The organism is Chromobacterium sp. Rain0013, from assembly GCF_015291765.1.
GTDB lineage: Bacteria > Pseudomonadota > Gammaproteobacteria > Burkholderiales > Chromobacteriaceae > Chromobacterium > Chromobacterium haemolyticum.
Genome location: NZ_CP031514.1, coordinates 4,873,284 through 4,896,664, shown reverse-complemented (window position 1 = coordinate 4,896,664; position 23,381 = coordinate 4,873,284). Strand labels below are relative to the sequence as shown.

General features: G+C 62.9%; 18 protein-coding genes and 1 rRNA gene. 10 read left to right on the top strand and 9 right to left on the bottom strand.

The genetic code is table 11. From position 1 onward, the window contains the following. Nucleotides 1-18: 18 nt before the first annotated feature. Both rrf and DXT74_RS22295 read left to right on the top strand, forming a co-directional pair. Nucleotides 19-133: ribosomal RNA gene (gene rrf / locus DXT74_RS22300) — 5S ribosomal RNA — on the top strand. 347 nt (nucleotides 134-480) lie between these two features. Further along, nucleotides 481-1,230, top strand: coding sequence for a carbonic anhydrase family protein (locus DXT74_RS22295; RefSeq protein WP_052370544.1), 750 nt, complete (start codon nucleotides 481-483; stop codon nucleotides 1,228-1,230). 28 nt (nucleotides 1,231-1,258) lie between these two features. On the opposite strand, the gene DXT74_RS22290 is transcribed toward DXT74_RS22295, so the two are convergent. Both DXT74_RS22290 and DXT74_RS22285 read right to left on the bottom strand, forming a co-directional pair. Continuing rightward, complete coding sequence (locus DXT74_RS22290; protein ID WP_194427018.1) at nucleotides 1,259-1,750, bottom strand: DUF523 domain-containing protein; 492 nt, start codon at nucleotides 1,748-1,750, stop codon at nucleotides 1,259-1,261. After that, nucleotides 1,741-3,198: a PLP-dependent aminotransferase family protein gene (locus tag DXT74_RS22285; RefSeq protein WP_194427017.1), complete on the bottom strand. Its 1,458-nt coding sequence runs from the start codon at nucleotides 3,196-3,198 to the stop codon at nucleotides 1,741-1,743. The genes DXT74_RS22290 and DXT74_RS22285 overlap by 10 nt, the downstream gene beginning before the upstream one ends. A gap of 91 nt (nucleotides 3,199-3,289) precedes the next feature. Here DXT74_RS22285 and DXT74_RS22280 point away from each other — a divergent pair, with 91 nt between their 5' ends. The 3 genes from DXT74_RS22280 to DXT74_RS22270 all read left to right on the top strand — a co-directional run bounded on the left by DXT74_RS22280 (nucleotide 3,290) and on the right by DXT74_RS22270 (nucleotide 5,943). Then, complete coding sequence (locus tag DXT74_RS22280; RefSeq protein WP_081557036.1) at nucleotides 3,290-3,673, top strand: rhodanese-like domain-containing protein; 384 nt, start codon at nucleotides 3,290-3,292, stop codon at nucleotides 3,671-3,673. 11 nt (nucleotides 3,674-3,684) lie between these two features. Next, nucleotides 3,685-4,416: a GNAT family N-acetyltransferase gene (locus DXT74_RS22275; RefSeq protein WP_231138244.1), complete on the top strand. Its 732-nt coding sequence runs from the start codon at nucleotides 3,685-3,687 to the stop codon at nucleotides 4,414-4,416. 78 nt (nucleotides 4,417-4,494) lie between these two features. Then, entirely contained in the window at nucleotides 4,495-5,943 is a 1,449-nt protein-coding gene (locus DXT74_RS22270) for a hypothetical protein (protein ID WP_194427016.1), read from the top strand. A 302-nt stretch (nucleotides 5,944-6,245) separates the two neighbouring features. Here DXT74_RS22270 and gabD read toward each other — a convergent pair whose 3' ends face one another. The 6 genes from gabD to DXT74_RS22240 all read right to left on the bottom strand — a co-directional run bounded on the left by gabD (nucleotide 6,246) and on the right by DXT74_RS22240 (nucleotide 15,686). Continuing rightward, nucleotides 6,246-7,706 (bottom strand): NADP-dependent succinate-semialdehyde dehydrogenase, encoded by a 1,461-nt coding sequence (gene gabD / locus DXT74_RS22265; protein WP_194427015.1) that lies wholly within the window; start codon nucleotides 7,704-7,706, stop codon nucleotides 6,246-6,248. A 63-nt stretch (nucleotides 7,707-7,769) separates the two neighbouring features. Beyond that, nucleotides 7,770-9,035 carry a 4-aminobutyrate--2-oxoglutarate transaminase gene (gabT, locus tag DXT74_RS22260; RefSeq protein WP_194427014.1) on the bottom strand — a complete coding sequence of 422 codons (1,266 nt, stop codon included), beginning with the start codon at nucleotides 9,033-9,035 and terminating at the stop codon, nucleotides 7,770-7,772. A 506-nt stretch (nucleotides 9,036-9,541) separates the two neighbouring features. Then, complete coding sequence (locus DXT74_RS22255; protein ID WP_194427013.1) at nucleotides 9,542-10,852, bottom strand: TolC family outer membrane protein; 1,311 nt, start codon at nucleotides 10,850-10,852, stop codon at nucleotides 9,542-9,544. A gap of 50 nt (nucleotides 10,853-10,902) precedes the next feature. Continuing rightward, nucleotides 10,903-13,956, bottom strand: a complete 3,054-nt coding sequence (locus DXT74_RS22250) for an efflux RND transporter permease subunit (RefSeq protein ID WP_194427012.1) — start codon at nucleotides 13,954-13,956, stop codon at nucleotides 10,903-10,905. 7 nt (nucleotides 13,957-13,963) lie between these two features. Continuing rightward, complete coding sequence (locus tag DXT74_RS22245; protein WP_194427011.1) at nucleotides 13,964-15,028, bottom strand: efflux RND transporter periplasmic adaptor subunit; 1,065 nt, start codon at nucleotides 15,026-15,028, stop codon at nucleotides 13,964-13,966. A gap of 1 nt (nucleotide 15,029) precedes the next feature. Then, the gene (locus DXT74_RS22240) at nucleotides 15,030-15,686 is read right to left on the bottom strand and encodes a TetR/AcrR family transcriptional regulator (RefSeq protein WP_043638010.1); all 657 of its coding nucleotides are present in this window, start codon (nucleotides 15,684-15,686) and stop codon (nucleotides 15,030-15,032) included. A 181-nt stretch (nucleotides 15,687-15,867) separates the two neighbouring features. Here DXT74_RS22240 and argB point away from each other — a divergent pair, with 181 nt between their 5' ends. Both argB and DXT74_RS22230 read left to right on the top strand, forming a co-directional pair. Beyond that, entirely contained in the window at nucleotides 15,868-16,737 is an 870-nt protein-coding gene (argB, locus tag DXT74_RS22235; protein ID WP_370551734.1) for an acetylglutamate kinase, read from the top strand. A 161-nt stretch (nucleotides 16,738-16,898) separates the two neighbouring features. Next, nucleotides 16,899-17,333 carry a CBS domain-containing protein gene (locus DXT74_RS22230; RefSeq protein WP_019100867.1) on the top strand — a complete coding sequence of 145 codons (435 nt, stop codon included), beginning with the start codon at nucleotides 16,899-16,901 and terminating at the stop codon, nucleotides 17,331-17,333. A gap of 169 nt (nucleotides 17,334-17,502) precedes the next feature. Here the strand turns inward: DXT74_RS22230 and DXT74_RS22225 are convergent, their stop codons facing one another. Next, nucleotides 17,503-18,270, bottom strand: coding sequence for an IclR family transcriptional regulator (locus DXT74_RS22225; protein WP_081555508.1), 768 nt, complete (start codon nucleotides 18,268-18,270; stop codon nucleotides 17,503-17,505). A gap of 162 nt (nucleotides 18,271-18,432) precedes the next feature. Here DXT74_RS22225 and DXT74_RS22220 point away from each other — a divergent pair, with 162 nt between their 5' ends. The 3 genes from DXT74_RS22220 to DXT74_RS22210 all read left to right on the top strand — a co-directional run bounded on the left by DXT74_RS22220 (nucleotide 18,433) and on the right by DXT74_RS22210 (nucleotide 23,369). After that, nucleotides 18,433-19,620 (top strand): acyl-CoA dehydrogenase, encoded by a 1,188-nt coding sequence (locus DXT74_RS22220; RefSeq protein ID WP_043594164.1) that lies wholly within the window; start codon nucleotides 18,433-18,435, stop codon nucleotides 19,618-19,620. Between the two features lie 109 nt (nucleotides 19,621-19,729). Continuing rightward, nucleotides 19,730-20,923 carry a CaiB/BaiF CoA-transferase family protein gene (locus DXT74_RS22215; RefSeq protein ID WP_114154956.1) on the top strand — a complete coding sequence of 398 codons (1,194 nt, stop codon included), beginning with the start codon at nucleotides 19,730-19,732 and terminating at the stop codon, nucleotides 20,921-20,923. A 214-nt stretch (nucleotides 20,924-21,137) separates the two neighbouring features. Then, entirely contained in the window at nucleotides 21,138-23,369 is a 2,232-nt protein-coding gene (locus DXT74_RS22210; protein ID WP_194427010.1) for a mechanosensitive ion channel domain-containing protein, read from the top strand. Nucleotides 23,370-23,381 lie beyond the last annotated feature (12 nt).

Sequence of the window (23,381 nt, the reverse complement as noted above, 5' to 3'; positions counted from 1 at the left end):
AGTTTGTACCAGTTTATGTCTGGTGGCCATAGCGAGGTGGTCCCACGCCTTCCCATCCCGAACAGGACCGTGAAACGCCTTAGCGCCGATGATAGTGTGGCATTCGCCATGTGAAAGTAGGACACCGCCAGACGCCCGATTGCGAAGCCCAGCTCAGACGAGCTGGGCTTTTGCATTGGTGTTCAGACCTTGCCAAGCCTCCCCATGGGAGGCTTTCGTGCGTCTGGGGCGCGCTGGAGGCTGAATAAGCACAACGGCAGTGCCGTTTTCTCTATTTCCTTCTTGTTTCTCTTCTTTAGAGTTGTTCGAGGCTTTGTGTTTGGCAGCCTGCAGCCGGAGCGGCACTTTTCATCACCATGTCCTAATTGCCTGTGCAGTGAACTAAGTCGCAAACTATCATCTAATTAGATAGTTACTAAATAAAATTAAAAAACTTTATACCACTGTACCTTTATGTCACTACACTAGGAAAGGACGCGAATGAGCGAGCATCTGTGTCGGGAAGTGAATTGCGGCGAGTCTATCGGCCGACGGACGGTGATGAAAACCGCCTTGGGCGCCGCGGCGCTATTTGCCATGGGTGCCGGCGGGGGCCTGAACGGCGTGGCGTATGCGGCGTCTTTGAGCAAGTCTCAGCGGGATGCGATGACGCCGGAGCAAGTGCTGGCGGAGATGGCGAAAGGCAATGAGCGCTTCCGAAGCGGCAAGCCGATGCAGCACGACTACTTGGCGCAAAAGCGTTCCAGCGCCGAGGGGCAGTACCCCTCCGCGGTGGTGCTCAGCTGCATAGATTCGCGCGCGCCGGCGGAAATCGTGATGGATGCGGGCATCGGCGAAACCTTTAATTCCCGGGTTGCCGGCAATGTGGTGAATGACGATTTGTTGGGCAGCATGGAGTTTGCCTGCGCGGTTGCCGGCGCCAAAGTGGTGCTGGTGATGGGGCATACCGCCTGTGGCGCTATCAAGGGGGCTATCGACCACGTGGAGTTGGGCAATCTGACGGGTTTGCTGGCGCGCATTCGGCCGGCGGTTTCTCTAACCAAGTATGATGGCGAGCGCAGCAGCAAGAATGCGGAGTTTGTCGATGCGGTGGCGCGCAGCAATGTGCTGCATACCATTGATCAGATTCGCAAGCGCAGCGATGTGCTGGCCAAGCTGGAGAAAGAGGGCCGGATCAAGATTGCCGGCGCGATGTATCACCTGAACGGCGGCCGCCTCGAGTTTCTGTAAACGCCGTTAACGAGAGCGTCGAGGCGACTTACTTCCCTGGCGCTCTAAGCAGTTCTTCCATGCGATCCTCCGAACAGACCTTGATGCCGGCCTGTCGCAACAGGCTGGCGGTCACACCTTCCCCGTCCTTGAGCTTGCCGGAAAATTCGCCGTCGTAGATGCGGAGCGTGCCGCATGAGGGGCTGTTTGCCTTCAACAGTGCCTGCCGGCAGCCATGGGCCTGAGCCAGGCGCAGGCTGGCCTGGGCTCCGCGCACAAAGGCGGCGCTGACATTTTCGCCGGCGGCGGTTTCCACCGTGGCCTGACCGCGCAGCGCGGCAGCGCCGTCGCCTCCGCGCAGCTCCGCCGCGGGCCTGGGCGTAGGCAGGCCGCCCATGCATTCTGGACAGGCGGGGATCAGGGTGAATTCTCGGCGCAATCGTGTCCAGTCATGCTCAGCCAGCGGTTTGGCCTGGCCGTCGTAGCGTACGGGCTGCCCCAGCAGGCAGGCGCTGACCAGCAGCGTAGGTTTCACTTCCATCGCGTTTCCAATAGCGCCGCCAGCTTGAGCGCGGCGGCGTGAAGTTCCTGTTCTTCCACTCCGGCGTAGCCAAGCACTAATCCGTTGCGGTCCACCGGGCCGATGAAGTGCTTGGTCAAAGGGCGCAGCCATAGTTGCTGCCGGGCGGCGGCGGCGCTGAGTTCCAACTCATCGAAGCCGGTCGGCAACTGAGCGACCAAGTGCAAGCCGGCCTCGCCGGCGGACAACGGCAGCGCGTCGCCCAGCGCGCGCTGCAGAGTGCCGCGCAGCAGGTGTTGCCGCAATTGGTAGAGCTCGCGCATATGCTTGATATGGCGGGCGAAATGACCTTGTTCGATGAAGTCGGCCAGCGCGGCTTGCACCTGGTAATTGCCCTCCCGGTACAAACGCGCCAGGACGCGGCGGAACGGCTCCACCAGCGTTTCGGGCAGGATCAGGTAGCCCAGTCCCAGCGCGGGAAACATGACTTTGCTGAAGGTTCCGAGATAAATGACGCGCTCGCTGTCGGCCAGCCCTTGCAGGGAGGCGATGGGGTGGGTGGTGTAGCGGAATTCGCTATCGTAGTCGTCTTCTATGATCCAACTGTCGTGTAGCTTGGCTAACTGAAGCAGTGCTAACCGCCGCGCCAGCGACATGACGACGCCGGTTGGATATTGATGGGACGGGGTGATGTAAATCAGACGCGGAGGCGTGGCCTGATGCGCGGGGGTCGGGGCCATGCCTTGGGCGTCAACGGGAACCGGGACGATGTTCAGTTCCGCTGCTCGCAGCGCGGCCTGCGCGCCGCTGTAGCCGGGATCTTCCACCCAGGCGTCGTCGCCGGGGTCGGCCAATAGCCGGGCCAGCAGTTCCAGTCCTTGCTGCGCGCCTTGGGTGATGACGATTTGCTCCGGCTGGCAGCGCACCGAGCGCGATAGATACAGGTATTGGCTGAGGGAGCGCTTGAGTTCGGGCAGACCGCCGTCGTGGCGGTAGTGCAGATGGTCCAGCTGCGGGCGTTGGATATGGTTTTGCAGGCAGCGCTGCCATTGGGCGTGGGGGAATTGTTTCAGCTCTGGCGTCCCAGGGGCGAAGGCGCCAGCCAGCCCAGTGGGCAGCGTGCAGTGGCCGGAGACGCGCTGGCCGCGTTGCGACAGCCCCGGGTGTTGCTGAGTGCGCTGCGGCGGAGCGGAACGCGGGCTGAATAAGGCCGCGACATAAGTGCCTGAGCCGTGACGGCTTTCCAGATAGCCTTCGGCGCCCAGTTGTTCATAGGCGTTGAGAATGGTGTTGCGGCCCAGAGCCAGTTCCGCCGCCAGCGCGCGGCTGGCCGGCAAGGGCGCGCCGCCGGCTAACTGACCGGCGCGGATCAGTTCGCGCAATAAGCGGTACAGCTGGCGAGCCAGGCTTTCCGCGCCTTGACGTTGCAGCCGCTGGCGCAGGAAATCGATCAACCACTCGGTGGACAAAGTGGTTCCTCCATATTTTGCATGGTGGCACTGTTTAGGGTATGACTTGTCGCTTAGGCTAACAGCATTTACAAGGCCACAGGAGAAAAAAATGTTGAGCCAGCAAGATTTTTACGCCGCCAAGCTGGCGTACGAGATGGACGCCGCCGATGTCTGGAGTGCTTTGCAAGCCGGAGAAAAATTGGTGTTGATCGACGCGCGCGCGGAAGAGGCCTTCCTTAAGGAAACCCTGCCCGGCGCCGTGTCCGTGCCGCATAGAACCATGGACGAGGCAAGCACCGCGCACTTGCCCAGGGATGCGGTTCTGGTGTCGTTCTGCGATGGCATCGGTTGCAATGCGTCGACCAAGGGGGCCTTGAAACTGGCGCGTCTTGGCTTCAATGTGCGCGAATTGCAGGGCGGCCTGGATTGGTGGGTACGCGACGGCTATGCAACCACGGCGCGAGCTGGCGTCGCCGTGTCCTGCGCATGCTGAAGGAGAAGGCGATGATTGAGGCGAGCATGGCGTCGGCGGGCACGGTCAACGCCTTGGGCCAGGCGGTGGGGCTGCCGGTGTCGGAGTGGCGCGAGGCGGCCTGGCCGCCTAAGACGGATCTGCGGGGGAAGTTCTGCCGGCTGGAACCGCTGCAGGCCGAGCGGCACGGCCCAGGCCTGTTCGCGGCGATGGGCGCGGACGCGGAGGGGCGCAACTGGACTTATCTGAGCTATGGCCCGTTTGCCGCTTACGCCGACTTCTCTGATTGGCTGACCGAGCAGCAACGGCAGCGTGATCCGCACTTTTACGCGATCGTGGACGCTGTCAGCGGGGAGGCGCTTGGTGTAGCCGCCTATTTGCGCATTGACCCGAAGATGGGCTGCATCGAGGTGGGGCATCTGAATTTCTCTCCCTTGCTGCAGCGCAGGCCGGCGGCGACGGAAGCGATGTATCTATTGATGCGTCAGGCCTTCGCGCTGGGTTATCGCCGTTATGAATGGAAATGCGACGCCTTGAACCAGCCTTCACAGCGGGCGGCGCTAAGGCTGGGTTTCCGCTTCGAGGGTCTGTTCCGGCAGGCCATGGTTTACAAGGGGCGTAATCGCGATACCGCCTGGTTTTCCGTCCTGGATCATGAGTGGCCGGCATTGCGGCTGGGCTTCGAGAACTGGTTGTCCGCTGACAATTTCGACGCGGCGGGCGAGCAGCGCCGAACATTGGCGCAATGGAGGGGAGAGGATTGATTTGGCCAGCGGACTTCAAGCCGCCACGCTAGGCAGGTACAATGAGTGTTTGATTTATTGAATAGATTCGCTTGCCAGATGAAATCCCTGCCGCGTAATGCCCGCATCAAGGGCGAGCCGTTTTTGCCCAACCGCTTCATTTTTGGTGATGCCGTTGACGATCAGGGCCTGGAAGGTTCCGAGTACCTGATTCACACCGAAGCGCCGGCTTTTGTTTGCCGTTTGGTTGGCGATGACGACACGGACTTTCCCGGACGCGATCGCGAAGGTCTGACTAGCGCCATGCTGTTCGACGAGGCGGACAATGTGACGGTCTATGTCTGCAATCTGCGTCTGCGTTTATTCGACTTCAACTTCAGCAATGAAGACGAGATGCCGACCGTGGGCCAGTTGCAGGCGATCTGCGACGAAGCGATGCAAGCTTATCAGCGTCTGCACAAGGCCTATGCCGACCGCGAGGCAGCGGGTCCGGTTCCGCGCGAGATGCGCACCGGCCCTACCGAGCCGCTGCCTCCGGCGGAGCGCGGTCGCGCGGTGAAGCAATTGGTGGAGCTGGCGCGCCGCGCGGTGGATCAGCCCATGGAGCGCGCGCAGCTGGCAGGCGAGGTGCAGATGGCGCTGGCGGCCGGCGACCAGGCCGTGTTCACCGAGTCGCAACTGGCGCTGTTGTCCCAACCGGCCGCGCGTCAGTTGCTGGTCAATTGCGCGCGCGACGCAATCGCTTTCCCCGAGGTGATGCGCAAGGATGGCTCGGTGGTGTCGTTCGAACTCTGGGCCTTGCCGTTCGCGTTTTCACGCGCTCAGGGCGGCGTGTGGTGGCATTTCCCTCAGCTGGAGCGGCTGGAAGTGGTGCTGGCGGATGCACTGGAGGTGCCGGAGCAGTCGATACTGTGGATTTCGCCCACCTTGTTCTCTCTGGAGATGCTGAACGAACGCGCCTGCCAAGACCTGGTGCAGTTGGCGCCGGTGATGGATGCGGGTTGCGATTTCGCGCCGCTGGATCCGGACTCCTCGCGCGCCACATACGAGGCGGCGCGCAAGACCAACGAGCCGCAACTGGTGCTGGCCTGGATTCCCTTCTTGGTGGAGCGCGGGGCTTTGCCGCCGGAGCAGGCGCGCCGTTTGGCGCGCAAGGCACTGGATGCGGCGATGCCGCTGGTACAGCAGGCGGTGGGCGCCGAGATGGAATACGGCGAGGCCGAACTGTTCGCGCCCTTGCCCTGGTGGGAGGCGGTGCAGACCGGTGTACGAGCCTGGAACCGCAAGCGCCTGGGCGTGACCGCGGCCTTGCTGGCCGCGAGCGCGGGCGGGGTGCAAGAGCTGGAGGCTGTTGCGGAATATCAGCCGGAAATGCAGGGCTACGAAGTGGGCTTCCGCCTGCGCGGCCGAGAGGAAGTGGCGGCGCACGCGCCGTGGCTGGTGACGCCGGATGTGGCGCCTGAGCGCGACGAGGCCTGGCGGGATCTGGCTGAATGCCTGAAAGAGGCCGGGATTCCCCTGTCGGAGACCTTGGCCAAGTTCCACTAAGAGCGGCTAACAAAATACCTGATGCTGCGTTGCGCCGACTTGCCGTACTCAAGTACTGCCTGCGTCGGCGCGCCTTGCCTCAGCCGTGAAACTGATTTTTGTTAGCCGTACTTGTTCAATGTGTGCTGAGCTTCGGCGGTGCGGCCTTGGAAGGCTCTTCAGAGTGCTTGTGTACCGTGTGTACATTCCACTTCTTCTGCGCTTGCTCTTGCTCGCGAGATTTTGAACAGGTTCTAAGCGTCGCGACTGCGGCAATAAAAAACGGGCTGGATATCCAGCCCGTTTCGCATTGGCGGGGCGCTTTACTGGTCGATGCCGCCTAGCAGTACGTATTTGATTTCCAAATAGTCCTCGATGCCGTACTTGGAGCCTTCACGCCCCAGGCCGGATTGCTTGACGCCGCCGAAGGGCGCGGCCTCGTTGGACAGAATGCCGGTGTTGACCGCCACCATGCCGTATTCCAGACCTTCTGACACGCGGAAAATGCGTCCGATATCGCGGGCGTAGAAGTAGCTGGCCAGGCCGAACTCGGTGTCGTTGGCCATCCGGATCGCCTCTTCTTCGGAATGGAAGCGGAACAGCGGCGCCAGCGGGCCGAAGGTTTCCTCCTTGGCCACCTTCATTCGCGGCGTAACGTCGGTGATTACCGTCGGTTCGAAGAAGCTGTGACCCAGCGCGTGGCGCTTGCCGCCTGCCACCAGTTTGCCGCCCTTGGCCAGCGCGTCGGCGATGTGTTCTTCCACTTTGGCCACTGCGTTCATGTCTATCATCGGGCCTTGGGTGACGCCAGGCTCCAGACCGTTGCCCACTTTGAGCTTGGCCACCGCGGCGGCGAACTTCTCTGCGAAGGCGTCGTAGACGCCATCCTGCACCAACAGACGGTTGGCGCAGACGCAGGTCTGGCCGGCGTTGCGGTATTTAGAGATGATGGCGCCTTCCACCGCGGCGTCGAGGTCGGCGTCGTCGAATACGATGAAGGGCGCGTTGCCGCCCAATTCCATCGACACTTTTTTGACGGTGTCCGCGCATTGAGCGATCAGCTTGCGGCCCACTTCGGTGGAGCCGGTGAAGGAGAATTTCTTTACCAAGTCGCTGCCGGTCAGCACCGCGCCGATTTCGCTGGAGCCGCCGGTGAGCACCGAGAACACGCCGGCGGGAATGCCCGCGCGTTCTGCAAGCACGGCCAGGGCCAGGGCCGAGAGCGGGGTCTGGCTGGCTGGGCGCACCACCATTGGGCAGCCGGCGGCCAGCGCCGGGGCCGCTTTGCGCGTGATCATCGCATTGGGGAAGTTCCACGGCGTGATCGCTGCGGTGACGCCGATTGGTTCCTTGTTGACCAGGATGCGCTTGTCGGCGCCGGGAGAGGGGATGGTGTCGCCGTACAGGCGCTTGGCTTCTTCAGCGTACCACTCGATATAGGAGGCGCCGTAGGCGATTTCGCCCTTGGCTTCCGAGAGCGGCTTGCCCTGTTCGCTGGTGAGGATGACCGCCAGGTCGTCCTGATTCGCCATCACCAGATCGAACCAACGGCGCAGCAGGGCGGCGCGTTCTTTCGCCGGCTTGCGTTTCCAGAGAAGGAAGGCTTCAGCCGCGCCGGCCACGGCGCGCTCGGCCTCGGCCTTGCCCATTTTGGGCACGCTGGCGATAGTTTCGCCCGTGGCGGGGTTAGTGACGGGAATGGTTTCGCCGTTGTCGGCATCCAGCCAGGCGCCGTTCACATAGCACTGCTGCTTCAGCAGCGCGGGGTCTTTCAAATTCAACATGGGTTCTCCAACGCAGAGATGTCGGACTAGGCCCGCGCCGGCGGCGCGGGCACGGCGCGGCCTTTAAGCTTTGAGCGCGGCTTCCAGCTTGGCCAGGGCTTCTTCGAACACCGCGTCTTCTATGGTCAGCGGGAACAGGAAGCGCACCACATTGGCGTAGACGCCGCAGGTCAGCAGGATCAGGCCGGATTCCAAGGCCTTGGTCTGCACTTTCTTGGCGAAGTCCGGGTCGGGGTGCGGGCTGCCGGGCTGATTGAATTCCACCGCCAGCATTGCGCCCAGCCCGCGGACCTCGGCGATCTGCGGCACCGCGCTCTTCAGGCCGTGCAGTTTTTCCTTCAGCAGCTCGCCCAGGCGGTTGGCACGGTCCAGCAGCTTTTCTTCGGCGATGACGTCGATCACCGCCAGCGCCGCGGCCACCGCCAGCGGGTTGCCGGCATAGGTGCCGCCCAGGCCGCCGGGGGCGGGAGCGTCCATCAGCTCGGCCCGGCCGGTCAGCGCGGACAGCGGGAAACCGCCGGCCAGCGATTTGGCCATGGTGATCAGGTCGGCCTGCACCGGATAGTGCTCCATCGCGAACAGCTTGCCGGTGCGGGCGAAACCGGACTGCACTTCGTCGGCGATCAGCAGGATGCCGTGCTCGTCGCAAATCTTGCGCAGCCGGACCACCCACTCGCTGGGCGCGACGTAGAAACCGCCTTCGCCTTGCACCGGCTCAAAGATGATGGCGGCGACGCGTTTGGGGTCGACGTCGTACTTGAACAGCTTTTCCAGCCCGTTCAGGGAGTCTTCCACGGACACGCCGTGCAGCGCGTTGGGATAGGGAGCGTGATAGACGTCGCTGGGGAAGGGGCCGAAGCCCACTTTGTACGGGACCACCTTGCCGGTCAGCGCCATGCCCAGCAGGGTGCGGCCGTGGAAGGCCCCGCCGAAGGCGATCACCCCGGCGCGGCCGGTGGCGGCGCGCGCCACTTTCACCGCGTTTTCCACTGCTTCGGCGCCGGTGGTGAACAGCGCGGTTTTCTTCGCGTGTTGGCCCGGCGTCAGCTGGTTCAGCCGCTCGGCAAGACGGATATAGGATTCGTACGGGACAACTTGATAGCAGGTGTGACTGAACCGGGACAGCTGTTCGGCGACCGCGGCCTGTACTTTGTCATGCAGATGGCCGGTATTCAATACGCCAATGCCGCCGGCGAAATCGATATAGCGTTTGCCGTCGGTATCCCAGACTTCGGCATTCTTGGCGCGCTCGGCAAAGAAGCCGCACATCACGCCCACGCCGCGCGGGGTGGCGTCGGCCTTGCGTTGCATCAAATCCTTATTGCTCATCTGCTATCTCCTCGGCGTTGTGCGGTCGGCGCCGCGTCTGGCGGACCGCCGCGAATCGGTGTCGGAGCGATGCCGGTCTATCGTGGCGCCGGCTGGCCGCTCCGTGGCTTGGCTTTCATTATTCTTGTCTGACCGTCTCAGCACCTGTTTACGATCTGTTGCGCATTGGCGGAATAGTTTAGACAAGGGCGTTAAAAACGGTTTCGAAATGCGTACATTCCGCTCTCTTAGCCGCAATGACTTGTCTCGCCCACGCTCGTGATATCGTAAGCACGTTCTCAGGCATTCTATGTTTGTGTTTAGCAAAAAGCTACACGCGCACTAAAAAATTAAACACCTGTTGCGCGGATGCCAGCGGAGGAGCGTGGAAGGGGCGGGGAGACGGCGGCCATGCCTGCTGGCATGGCTGCGGAGAACTTGAGCCAAGGCGCGCCGACGCAGGCAGTACTTGAGTACGGCAAGTCGGCGCGCAGCATCAGGGGGTTGTTAGCCACTCTTAGCGGGGGTTAACGGCGGATGACGGCGTTGAGCTTGCTCAGTACCTCGCTATCCAATTGGCCGGCGGCCTGGGACAGCGACAGCCGCGCGATCAGATACTCATACTTGGCGGTGGCCAGGCTGGTGAGCGTCGAGTAGTAAGCCTGTTCGGCTTGCAGCAGGTCGATATTGGTGCGGATGCCCACTTCCTTGCCCAGGCGGGTGGATTCCACCTTGCTCTTGGCGGAGATCAGCAATTGCTCCTGAGCGCGCACCAGAGCCGCGCCGTTTGTAACGCCCAGGAAGGTGCGGCGCACGTCTTCGCGCACTTGGCGGCGGACGGCTTCCAGCTTGTCCTTGGCGGACTCCTGCTGCGCCGCCGCCTCGCGCACTTGCGAGTTGATGCCGCCGCCGGCGAACAAGGGCAGGGTGATGCCGACGCCTATGCTGCTGCCGCGGGTGTGAGGCTGCTGCATCGGGGCGCGGGTCTGGGTATCGCTGTAGCCGGCGGTCAGGCTGATCACCGGCAGGTGGCCGCCTTTTTTCTCGGTGACGTTCTTGCCGGCGATTTCCAGCGTTTGCTCGGCGGCCTTGATGCTCAGGCTGTTGCGCAGGGCGATCCCGATCCAGGCTTCCAGGGTAGCCGGGGTCGGCAGTTCCAGCGGCAGCTTGTCCAACACCGGTTGGATGGTCTTGGGGTCCAGCCCGGTGATGCGGCGCAGATTGTTCTCCGCCAATTCCAGGCTGTTGATCGCCTTGATTTCCTGGGCCACCGCGCCGTCGTAGCCGGCTTGGGCTTCGTGGGTGTCGGTGATGGTGGCGGTGCCCACTTCGAAGGCGGTCTTGGCTTGTTCCAATTGTTGCTGGAACGTTTTCTTGCTGGCGCTGGTGGCGGACAGGGTGTCCTTGGCCAGCAGCACGTTGAAATAAGCTTGGGAGGTATCCAGGATCAGCTGTTGTTCAGCTGCGCCGTAGCTGGTTTCCGCTTGCAGAGTGGCCAGCTTGCCTTTTTGGTAGCCTGTGTATTTGCTGACATCGAACAGCGGCTGTTGCAAGTTGACGCCGTAGGTGGTGGAGTCGTAACCGCCTTGGCCCGCGGGTGCGATTGGATTGGTGTAATTGTAATTGGCGGTGGCGCCCACCTGGGGCATCAGCAGCGCGCGGCTTTGCGTCGCTTTTTCCCGGCCGGCGTCGAGGTCGGAGCGCGCGGCGGCGAAGTCGGCGTTGTAATCGCGGGCGGCGCGCCAGGCTTCAACCAGGTCGAAGGCGTGGGCCGGCAGGGCGAAACCCAGCAGCAACAGGCTGCCCAGCAGGGGCAATCGGAATCGGGTCTTGTTCATTTGTGTTTATATGCTCGGTTTGTTTTGTCTCGTCGCGCGGCAAGGTGTCGTCAGGCCTGAGGCCGCCGCACCTTGAACCATTGCGCGTACAGCGCCGGCAGGAACAGCAGGGTTAGCACCGTGGCCACCAGCAGCCCGCCCATGATGGCCACGGCCATCGGTCCCCAGAACGTGCTGCGGCTCAGCGGGATCATCGCCAGGATGGCCGCCAATGCCGTCAGCATGATAGGCCTAAAACGTCTAATTGTGGAGCCGACAATAGCGTGCCAGGGATCGATGCCGTCGCGAATGTCGTGTTCGATCTGGTCAACTAGGATAACCGAGTTGCGCATGATCATGCCGGACAGCGCGATGACCCCCAGCATGGCGACGAAGCCGAACGGAGCGCTGAAAGCGATCAGGGTCAGCGTCACGCCTATCATGCCCAGCGGCGCGGTCAGCAGCACCATGATGCTGCGTTGCACGCTGTGCAGCTGCAACATCAGCAGGGTTACCACCACCACCAGCATCAACGGCGCCACCGCCGCAATGGCTTTTTGCGATTTGGCGCTGGATTCCATGCTGCCGCCGGTTTCGATGTGATAGCCCAGCGGCAGCGTCTGCTCCAACGCTTGCATCTTGGGCAGCAGTTGCCGGGAGATGTCCGCGCCCTGGGCGCCTTCCGCCGGATCCGCGCTCACCGTGATGGCGGGCAGGCGGTTGCGCCGCCAGATGATGCTTTCTTCCGGCTGGTATTCGATGTGTCCTATCTGCGACACCGGCACAAAGCGGCCGCTGCCGGTTTGTATCATCAAGTTGCCGAGGCCGGCGACATTCTTGCGTTCGTCCGGATTGAGCCGCGCGACGATGGCGATGGCCTGGTCGCCTTCGCGGAAGCTGGTCACGGTGGCGCCGGAAATCAGCATCTGCAATTGCTGCGACAATTGCTGAGAGGACAGGCCGAGCGCGCGCGCCTTGTCCTGATCGATGCGGATGCGCAGGGCCTTCACCTGCTCGCCCCAGTTGATATTGACCTGGCGGGTGGATGGATGCGCGCGCATCAGCGCTTCCACCTGGGCGGCGATGGCGCGCACCTTGACGTGGTCCTCGCCCATCACCCGAAATTGCACCGCGTAGCCCACCGGCGGACCGTTCTCCAGCCGGGTCACCCGGCCGCGGACATTGGGGAAGTCGTTGTCGAATAGCTTTTCCAGCCGTTTCTTCACGTCTTCGCGCACATGTTCGTCCCGGGTCATCAACATCAGCTGCGCATAGTTCAAGTGTTGCAGCTGCTGATCCAGCGGCAGATAGAAACGCGGGCTGCCGCTGCCGACGTAGCTGGTGACGCTGACGATGTCCGGGTCGCGTTTGAGCAGGGCTTCCAGTTTTTCAACTTCGCGCTCGGTGGCCTGATGACTGGCGCCGCGCGGCAGCCACATGTCCACCATCAGTTCGGGCCTGTTGGACGAGGGGAAAAACTGTTGAGCCACCAGCAGCTTGAAGGCCAGCAGGGATAGCACGAAGGCGGCCAGCGTCAGGGCGATCACGGTCTTGCGCCGTTCCAGGCACCATTCCACCACCCTGCGGAAGCGGCGGTAGAACGGTTTGTCGTAAACATCGTGCGCCTCGTAGTGCTGGAGGTTTTCCGGCAACAGCTTGTAGCCCAGGTAGGGAGTGAACACCACCGCGACGATCCAGGACAGCACCAGCGCGATGCCGACCACGGCGAACAGGCTGAACACGTATTCGCCGGCGTTGGACTTGGCGATGCCCACGGGCAGGAAAGTGGCGGCGGTGATCAGGGTGCCGGTCAGCATGGGGAAGGCGGTGCTGGTGTAGGCGAAGGTGGCGGCCTGAAACTTGCTCCAGCCTTGTTCCAGCTTCAGTGCCATCATTTCCACCGCGATGATGGCGTCGTCCACCAGCAGCCCCAGCGCGATGATCAAGGAACCCAGCGAGATACGCTGCAGGTCGATATTGAAGAAATACATGGCCAGAAAAGTCATTGCCAGCACCAGCGGGATGGACAGCGCCACCACGATGCCGGTGCGCAGGCCCAGGCTGAAGAAGCTGACGGCCAGCACGATGACTACGGCCTCCACCAGCGAACGCATGAATTCGCCAACCGCGTTCTTGACCACCTTGGGCTGGTCGGAAACCGAATGGATTTCCAGGCCCACGGGCATCTTGGACTGGATCTGCCGCATGGCCGCATCCAGCTTTTTGCCCAAGCGCAGCACGTCGCCGCCGCCCTTCATGGTGATGGCCATGCCCAGCACCGGTTTGCCGTTGAAGCGCATGGTGCTGAGCGGCGGATCAATGTAGCCGCGTTTGACCGAGGCGATATCGCCCAGGCGGAAGGTTTTGCCGTTGACGGTGACCGGGGTGGCGGCAATAGCCTCCACGCTGGCGTAGTTGCCGGTGGGGCGGACCCAGATGCGGTCGCTGGCGGTTTCGAACACGCCGGACGGCGTCATCGCGTTTTGTTGTTGCAAGGCTTTCCAGATGGCGCTGGTGTCCAGCCCCAGCGAAGCCAGCTTGGCGGTGGACAGGTCCACGTAGACGCGCTGCTCCTGCACGCCCAGCAGGCTGACCTTGGCCACGTCCGGCACGCGCAGGATCTCGCGTTTGGCGTCCTCCAGGTATTGGCGCACTTCCTCGTAGCTGAAACCGTCGCCGGCGAAGGCGTAGATATTGCCGAAGGTGTCGCCGAACTCGTCGTTGAAGAACGGTCCCTGGACTTCCGCGGGCAGGGTGGCGCGGATATCGCCTATCTTCTTGCGCACCTGGTACCACAGTTGTTGCACGTTCTTGGGCGGCACGTCTTCGCGCACCGAAATCAGCAGCAGGCTCTCGCCCGGTTTGGTATAGCTTTGGACGTAGTCAATCTCGCCCATCTCCTGCAGCTTTTCCTCCAGCTTGTTGGTGACCTGCTGTTCCATCTCCAATGTGCCGGCGCCGGGCCAGTAAGCTTGCACCAGCATGGCCTTGAAGGTGAATTCCGGGTCTTCCTTCTGGCCCAGCTGGGTGTAGGCCCAGACTCCGGCCAGCATCAGCATCACCATCAGGTAGCGCACCAAGGACTGGTGACGCAGCGCCCATTCCGACAGATTCAGTTTTTTCATGGCCGTCTCAGTGCTCCAACAGTTTCACGGCCTGGCCGTCGCGCAGCAGGTGGATGCCGGCGGTGACGATTTTGTCGCCAGGCCGCACGCCCTGGGACAGGGTGGCGGAGTCGGCGTCTACGCGGCTGACCGTCACCGCGCGGCGAGCGACCTTGCCGTTGGCGGCGATCAGCCAGACATAGTGCTTGCCCTGTTCGTCCAGCAAGGCGGTCAGCGGCAGCCGCATCTGCGCGTCCGCGGCGTTAGGCAAGGCGACGCTGGCGGTCATTCCCAATTGCAGGCGGCTGGAGTCGCCGCTGATGGCGACGCGGGCGGCGTAAGTGCGGGTAGCGGGATCGGCGTCGGCCGCTAACTCGCGCAGCGTGCCCGACATCGGCGCGCCGCCGTTCCATAGACTCACCTGGAATTGGCCGGCGCGGCGCACCTTGTCCAGCGCGTTCTCCGGCACTTGGACCGCGACCTCGCGCGCGCCGTCCTGCGACAGTCTAGCCATGGCCTGACCGGCGGCCACGACCAGGCCGGGCTCGGCAACCATCTGGCTCAGCACGCCGTCGGCGTCCGCCACCAGGCTGGTGTAGCCGGTTTGATTGCGGCTGGCGGCGAACTGCGCCTTGGCTTGATCCACCTTGGCCCGAGCGGCGTTGACCGCGTTCTGTTGCCCGTCCACCTGCGCCTGGCTGACGAACTGCTTGGCCAGCAGCTCGCGGTAGCGTTTCAGGTTCAGCTCTTGTTGGCCCAGGTCGGATTGCGCGGCGGCCAACTGAGCTTGTTTGGCCGACAGGTCCAGCGCGTAGTCGCTGGGGTCCAGCCGCGCCAGCACCTGACCTTTTTTCACCCGGTCGCCGCTATTGGCCAGCTTGGCCACCACTTTGCCGGCCACGCGGAAGGCCAGATTGGTCTCGTGACGGGCGCGGATTTCGCCGGAGTAGCTATCGCCTTGTTGCTGGGCGGTGGCGCCCGCCACCACGTAACGGACGGGGCGAGGCGCTTCCGGAGGCGCCTCCGGTTTGCCGCAGGCGGCGAGGGTCAGACTGACGATGCCTAGCCAGAGGCAGTGAGCGGCGGTTTTCATGTCAATTCTCGCAGGTTGGATTCTTCAGGCCTTGCAGCACCAACTGCAAGGCTTCGCTCAGGTGCGCGCGGGAGTACTGATGCGAGTAGCCGCAAACATCGGGCACCACCTTGGCGAAGGAGTGGGCCCAGGTCATCGCCATCACCAGGGGGGCCAGCAGAGCGTCGCTGCTGCTGGCGATGGGCAGGACGCGGAATTCTCCGCTATCCATGCCGCGGCGCAGGATGTGCTCGATCATGCTCAGACAAGGGGAAATCACTTCCGTGGTGTAGAAGCGCGCCAGTTCCGGGAAGTTGGTGGCTTCGGCTATGGCCAGCTTGCACAGGCCGGCGGCGGGCGTGGCGCCCACTTCATCCCACCACTTGAGCAGGAGGATTTGCAGCAGCTCGCCTACCGGCCCCGTATGTTGTTGTTCCAGTTCTACGAAGGCGCTGAGCCGGCTGGATAAATGGTGGCGCACCATGGCTTTGAAGATCTCTTCCTTATTTTGGAAGTACAGATAAGGCGTGCCCTTGGTCACGCCGGCGGCGCGGGCGATGTCTTCCATCTTGGTGGCGCTGAAGCCTTTTTCTACAAACAGGGTCAGCGCGGCGTCCAGGATTTCGCTGGGACGCGCGTCTTTTTTGCGCTGCCAGCGCGAGGCGGGGACTTGTGCCATGGGGATATAGCTGAATATTGGTTCATTAATAAGTTGGACTGTATTGCAAAATGCCGTTGTTCTGCAATTAATAAATTACAGTTCATTAACCGGTTTGATTAAAATGCAACAGATCAGACCACTAGGTCAGAACCGTCATATCGCCGGCCGGCAACGGTCCGGCGCAACCATGGAGAACGCCGTGCCGACCGATGCAGCAGAAAAAGCCCTGATTCTTGCCGAAGCCCTGCCCTATATCCGCCGTTTCGCCGGCAAGACCCTGGTGATCAAGTACGGCGGCAACGCCATGACCGACGCGGCATTGAAAGAGGGTTTCGCCAAGGACGTGGTTTTACTCAAGCTGGTGGGCATCAACCCGGTAGTGGTGCACGGCGGCGGGCCGCAGATCAACGAACTGTTGAACCGCGTTGGCAAGCAGGGCGAGTTCATTCAGGGCATGCGCGTGACCGACTCGGACACCATGGATTTGGTGGAAATGGTGCTGGGCGGCCTGGTGAACAAGGAAATCGTCTCGCTGATCAACAAGCACGGGGGCAAGGCGGTGGGCCTGACCGGCAAGGACGGGCATTTCATTCGCGCCAGCAAAATGTATTTGAAGTCCGAAACCGATGATGAGATCGACATCGGCCAGGTGGGCGAAATCTCCGGCATCGATCCGTCGCTGGTGTCTTTGCTGGACAGCCAGGACTTCATCCCGGTGGTGGCGCCCATAGGCGTCGGCGAAGACGGCGAAGCCTACAATATCAACGCCGACCTGGTGGCCGGCAAATTGGCGGAGACTCTGGGCGCGGAAAAGCTGGTGTTGATGACCAATACCCCGGGCGTGTTGGACAAGAACGGCAAGTTGTTGACCGGCTTGTCCGCGCTGCAAGTGGACGGCTTGTTCGCCGACGGCACCATACATGGCGGCATGCTGCCCAAGATCAGCTCGGCGTTGGACGCGGCGCGCAACGGCGTCAACGCGGTGCACATCATCGATGGGCGCGTGCCGCATGCGCTGTTGCTGGAGATCCTGACCGACGCGGGCGTCGGCACCATGATCCGGGCCTGACGCGCCGCGAGGTCTCGGCTTGGGGATGGCGGGCAGGCTTGCGTGCTTACCGAGGCGTCGCAGCCTGCGCTATAGTGGATTGGTAGGCGCTCGTCCGCGTCGTCCGGCGGTGGGAGAGGGCTACGGGAACGGCCGGATTGCCGGTTTGAAAGGGGACATGCATGCAAACGGTAAGACAGTTGTTGGACAGCAAGCCAAACCGCGCCTTGGTCTATGTGAACCCGGAGAGCACGGTGTTCCAGGCTTTGCAGGTGATGGCGGAAAACGATATTGGAGCGGTGCTGGTGATGGAGGAGGGCGGCATCGTCGGCATCTTCTCCGAGCGCGATTACGCGCGGCGCATCGTGTTGCAGGGACGCACTTCCGCCGGCACCAAGGTGCGAGACATCATGACCAGCCGCGTGGTCTACGTGACGCCCAGCCAAACGTTGGACGACTGTATGGGCCTGATGACCGAAAAGCGCATTCGCCACCTGCCGGTATTGGAAGGCAGCGATGTGATGGGCATGTTGTCCATTGGCGACTTGGTCCGCGCCACCATAGAGGAGCAGGAGCAGGTGATCAATCACCTGGTCCATTACATCCAGTCCGCCTGAACCCGGCGAACGGTCTCGCGCGCTTAGAGCCTGTTCAAAATCTAGCGAGCAAGAGCGAGACAAGGCGAAAACGGCCGAGAAAGCGGAGTGTACACACGGTACATGAGCATTTCGAAGCCGTACTCACCGTGTAACGCTCCACGACGCACAGCCAATCGTAAACAGGTTCTTAGCCCAGCGGTGCCAGCCGCTGACGCAAGGCCTTCAAGGCCGGCGCGATGCGTTCGCGCATCGCGCTTTCGTTCAAGGCGAAGGCCGGGCCGCTGGCGTTCAGCGCCATCGCCGGCTGGCCGGGCACGGCCAAGTGCACGCCCACCGCCATCACATCCGGTTCGTACTCTCCAAAGGACGCGGAATAGCCTTGGTGCAGATAGTCTTGGCGGGCCTCCTCCAAGCGCGTGCTGATTTCCCCCCATTCCGCGCCGTAGCGCGCGGCCAGCACCGGCTGCAGCTTGAGTTGCTCCGTCGCCGTCAAGCCGGCGTAATAAGCGCGGCCTATGGCGGTGGTGGCTAGCGGTACCCGCGAGCCCACGGTCAGCTGTACCGAAATGCGCGCCGGGCTGCGGCAGGTCTCCAGATAGACCATATCGCTGCCGTCGCGCAGCGCCAGGCTGATGGACATGCCCTGTTCCAGAGCGAACTCGCGCATCAGCGGTCCGGCGATCTGGCGGATGTCGTAGCTGGCCAGGACAGTGGAGCCCAAAGCCAGCACAGCCAGCCCTAGCCGGTAGTGGCCGCTGGCCTCGTCCTGGGCCAGATAGCCCAGCCGGGTCAGGGTGTAGCTCAAACGCGACACTGTTGATTTGGGCAGGCCGGTGCGTTTGGCCAGCTCCTGGTTGGACAGCGCCAGCTCGCCAGGGCGAAACGCCGCCAGTACTTCCAGCCCGCGCGCCAGCGCGGTGACGAACAACCGGTCCTTATCTGTTTCCAAATCCATTGCATCCATCTTGTTTGGTGAGCCTCCGCTTGGGTTGCGCGCTGCGGGCGGGCGTCGAGTTTCGCAAAAACGCTTTACATCCGTCCAGACGGCGATTAGCCTATTCTGCAATGTGAAACTAAGTTCCGCAATGCGGAACAAGATAACGCGGAGACAGAACTTATGGCAGCCCCTTCCAGTCGCGCGCCGTTCAGTTGGGACGATCCTTTGCTTTTGGCGGAATGCCTGAGCGAAGAAGAACGCATGGTGCAGCAGAGCGCCCATGACTACTGTCAGGACAAGCTGTTTCCGCGGGTGTTGAGCGCCAACCGCGAAGAACGCTTCGACCGCGAAATCATCAACGAGATGGGCGAGCTCGGGCTGCTGGGTTGCACTATCGAAGGTTATGGCTGCGCAGGCCTCAGCCACGTGGCCTACGGCCTGGTGGCGCGCGAGGTGGAGCGAGTGGATTCTGGGTATCGCTCGGCGATGAGTGTGCAGTCCAGCCTAGTGATGCATCCGATCTGGGCTTACGGCTCGGACGCGCAGAAAGACAAATACCTGCCGCGATTGGCCAGCGGCGAATGGCTGGGCTGTTTTGGCCTGACCGAGCCAGACTCCGGCTCGGACCCGGCCAGCATGAAGACGCGGGCGCGCAAAGTGGACGGCGGCTATCTGCTCAACGGCAGCAAGATGTGGATCACCAACAGTCCGCAGGCCGATGTGTTTGTGGTTTGGGCCAAGGACGACGAGGACGAAATCCGCGGCTTCGTGTTGGAAAAAGGCATGGCGGGTCTGTCCGCGCCCAAGATCCACGGCAAGTTTTCGCTGCGCGCCTCCATCACCGGCGAGATCGTGATGGACGATGTGCTGGTGCCGGAAGACGCCATCCTGCCGGGCGTCAAGGGCTTGAAAGGGCCGTTTGGCTGCCTGAACAAGGCGCGCTACGGCATCGCCTGGGGGGCGCTGGGCGCCGCCGAATTCTGCTGGCACGCGGCGCGTCAGTACACGCTGGACCGCAAGCAGTTTGGCCGCCCGCTGGCCGCCAACCAACTGATCCAGCTGAAGCTGGCCAATATGCAGACTGAGATCGCGCTGGGCCTGCACGCCGCGCTGCGCGTGGGACGTTTGATGGACGAGGGCAAGGCCGCGCCGGAAATGATCTCGCTGATCAAGCGCAACAACTGCGGTAAGGCGCTGGACATCGCCCGGCTGTCGCGCGACATGCACGGCGGCAACGGCATCGCCGACGAATTCCACGTAATCCGCCATGTGATGAACCTGGAGGCGGTCAACACTTACGAAGGCACGCACGATGTGCATGCCTTGATTCTGGGCCGAGCCCAGACCGGTATTCAGGCGTTCGCCTGATAAGCCGGCGCGGCCGGGAGGCCGGCCGCGCCGTTATTCCTGTCTGTCCTTGGAGGCCCGGCTTGCCGGGCCGCTTTTTTTCGATGGACCGATGTATCGGGAGACGCAGATGACGGGCGCGCTGGAAGGCATCAAGGTATTGGATTTGTCCAGGGTATTGGCCGGGCCGTGGACCGGCCAGTTGCTGGCCGACCTGGGCGCGGAAGTGATCAAGGTGGAGCGCCCAGGCTGCGGCGACGATACCCGGCAATGGGCGCCGCCCAGCCTGCCGGATGGCACCGCGGCCTATTTTCTGTGCGCCAACCGCGGCAAGAAATCGCTGACCGTGGACATCGCCAAGCCGGAGGGGCAGGAAATCGTCCGCCGGCTGGCCGCCGACGCCGACGTGCTGATCGAAAACTACAAGGTGGGCGGCTTGGCCAAATACGGGCTGGATTACGCCAGCCTGGCCGAACTCAACCCGCGGCTAGTGTACTGCTCGGTCACCGGCTTCGGTCAGGACGGACCGTACGCGCAGATGGCCGGCTACGACTACATCGTGCAGGGCATGTCCGGGTTGATGAGCATCACCGGCCCGGCCGATGGCGAACCCCACAAAGTGGGGGTGGCGGTCACCGATCTGTTCACCGGGCTCTACGCCGCCAACGCGATTCAGGCCGCCTTGTGGGCGCGGCAAGGCAGCGGTCGCGGTCAGCATATCGACATGGCTTTGTTCGACTGCGCGCTGGCGATGCTGGCCAACGTCAACATGAATTGGCTGGTGGGCGGCGCGGTGCCGCCGCGCCTGGGCAACGCCCATCCCAATATTGTGCCCTATCAGGTGTTCAAGTGCGCCGGCGACGGCCACTTCATCCTGGCCTGCGGCAACGACCGGCAGTTCCGCTCGGTGTGCGAACTGATTGGCCGCCCGGAATTGGCCGACGATCCCCGCTTCGCCAGCAATCCGCAGCGCGTCGCGTACCGGGACGTGTTGGTGCCCTTGTTGACCGCCGGCTTCCTGGCCCAGCCGCGCGACGCCTGGCTGGCGCAACTGGACCAGGCGGGCGTCCCCTGCGGGCCGATCAACACCGTGGACGAGGCCTTCGCCGACCCGCAAATCCGACACCGGCGGATGCAGATTGAACTGCCGGGTTTGGACGGCGAGGCGGTGCCTCTGGTGGCCTGCCCGATCAAACTGTCGGACACGCCGCCTCAATATCGCGACGCGCCGCCCCGGCTGGGACAGCACACCGACGCCTTGCTGGAGCAGGCCGGTTACGACGCCGAGGCTATCGCCCGTTTGCGCGGCGCGGGCGTGATCTGAAGCATGGAGATGCTTTCGGCATTTTAGGCGTCTGGGTGTCGCGCGCGGATTCGTGCGAAAATGCGCCGTCGAGTTGCCGCCGGCGGTCTGCGCTAGGGCAAGGTCCACCGTCATGTTGAATGAAATGCCTAGCGTGAAGAGCCGCTTCATTTTCGCCTGTTGTCTGCTTGCCGGGTTTTTGTCGAGCTCCGCGGCTTACGCGGCTCTGCCGACAATGCCCAAGCCCGCGGCGAAGCAGGCGGCTTCGGCGCCCGCTGTCAGCCTGACGGACAAGCTGGCCGAGGCGCAGCAGGCGCTGGATCAATTGGAAACCATCAAGCTGGACAAGCTGCCGGCCGGCGTGACGCCGGGAGAGCTGTTGTTTCGCCGTGCCTTGCTGGAGCGTCTGGTGGCGTCCTACGCCTGGCAGCTGGATCTCGCGGGCGAACGCGATCAGCGGCTGAGGCAGCAAGCCGAGGCCGAGGAGGCTTTACGGAACTGGAGCGGCTTCGCGCAAGCCGGCCCTTATCCGGTGTCCTTGGTGGAAGGCTTGCGCAGCCGCTTGCAGACTGGAGGCTGGGAGAAAGAGACCCAGCAGGCTCAGCAACTGATGCTGTCGCAGATGCAGGAAGCGATGCGCAATAGCCTCAAGCTTAATGAAGTGAGCTTGCGCCAGGCGCGTGAACAGTTGGAGGGCGCGGCTGCCGGAGAGGCCGAGGCGCTGCGCTGGAAGATGGACGGCGCGCGTTGGCGTCGCGACATCAGCGCGTCGGAGTTGCTGCAGTTCGATGCCTTGGGACAGGTGCTGCGCATCCGCCAGCAAACATTGCAGGCGCAGTTGGCACTTTGGCGCAAGCAACTGGACGGCATCGGCAAACAGGTACGCTTTCAGCCGGCTGAGCTGGACGGGGTGCAAAGGCGGCTGGGAGAGGAACGCCTGCGACTGGAGCGGGAAATGGGAGCGCATGAGCAGCGCCGCCGCCGGGCCAAGGCCGAGTTGGAGGAGTTGGAGAGGCAGCTGGCCGCGTTGAAGCTTAAAAAGGACGCGCCGGCGCAGGCTGCCCTGTTACAGGATTTGACCCAGCGCACAGTCGAGCAACGCCAGGCTCTGGACAATAGCGACCTCGCGGTGCAACTGACGCGCATCCGGCAAGAGGCCAATTCACAGGAAGGCGGTATTTGGGAATACCGCTACCAGCTGTACGCCGGCAAGGCGGCCAACCTGGCCGAAGTGGCCAGCGCCAGCCGCCAGGCCGGCGAGGAGTTGGGCGCGGTGCGCGACTATCTGCAAAAAGAGGCCGAGCTGACGATGGCCAAGATGGCGGACGTGCAGCATGAGATCGGCCTGGACCGCGGCAGCGGCCACGCGCTGGCCATGCTGCAACTGCTGCGCCAGCGGCTGGACATCATCAACGCCGCTCAGCAGCCGGTGCAGGCGGCTTTGATCGGCATTCTGCTGCTGCAGCAGGAGTTCGATGTCGGCGCGCCGGCGGAGGGCACGCCGCAGGAGGTGTCCCGCCGGCTAAGCGAGCGCGTGTTGCAGGCGTCGCGGGCGCTGTGGAATTATGAGCTGTTCAGCGCCGACGACAGCGTGGAAATCAACGGCCAGAAAGTGCAGGCCACCCGCAGCGTGACCATCGGCAAGAGTCTGGGCGCCATCCTGGTGCTGCTGATAGGCTACGCCGCCAGCACTGCGTTGCTGCGCGCTTTGCGGCGTTTGGCCACGCATCGCTTGGGCGTGAGCGAAGCCGCCGCCAATATCTGGTGGCGTTGGAGTTATGTCTGCGTGATCGCTCTGCTGGTGGTGTTCGCGCTTAATCTGGTCAAGATTCCGCTGACGGTGTTCGCCTTCCTGGGCGGCGCCTTGGCGATCGGCATCGGCTTCGGCACTCAGAACCTGCTGAAGAACCTGATCAGCGGCGTGATGCTGCTGGTGGAACGGCCGCTGAAAGTGGGCGATTTCGTTCAGGTCGGCGGCATCAGCGGCACCGTCAGCAGCATAGGGCTGCGTTCTTCGGTGGTGCGCGCCGGCGACGGCATCGAAACGCTGATCCCCAACTCCACCTTCGTGGAGAGTGCGGTGACCAACTGGACGTACAGCAACCGGCGAATTCGCCGGAAAATCGCCATCGGCGTGGCTTACGGCAGCCCGCCGCGCGAGGTGTGCAATCTGTTGCTGGCGGAGGCGGAGCGTCATGGCCTTGTGCTCAAGGAACCGCCGCCTCGGGTGCTGTTCAGCAACTTCGGCGTCGACGCGCTGGAGTTTGAACTGGAATACTGGCTGGACATCGGCGATGCCGACTCCGTGCAGGTGGCCAGCGACTTGCGCCACATGATAGACGGCGCGCTGGCCAAGGCCGGCATCGAGCTGCCTTTTCCGCAGCGCGATGTGCATTTGCAACAGGGCGAGCCCTTACAGATTGAAGTCAGACGCGCGGGCGACGGTCGGGCGTCTGACAGTTTTTAAACGGTTGTTTGA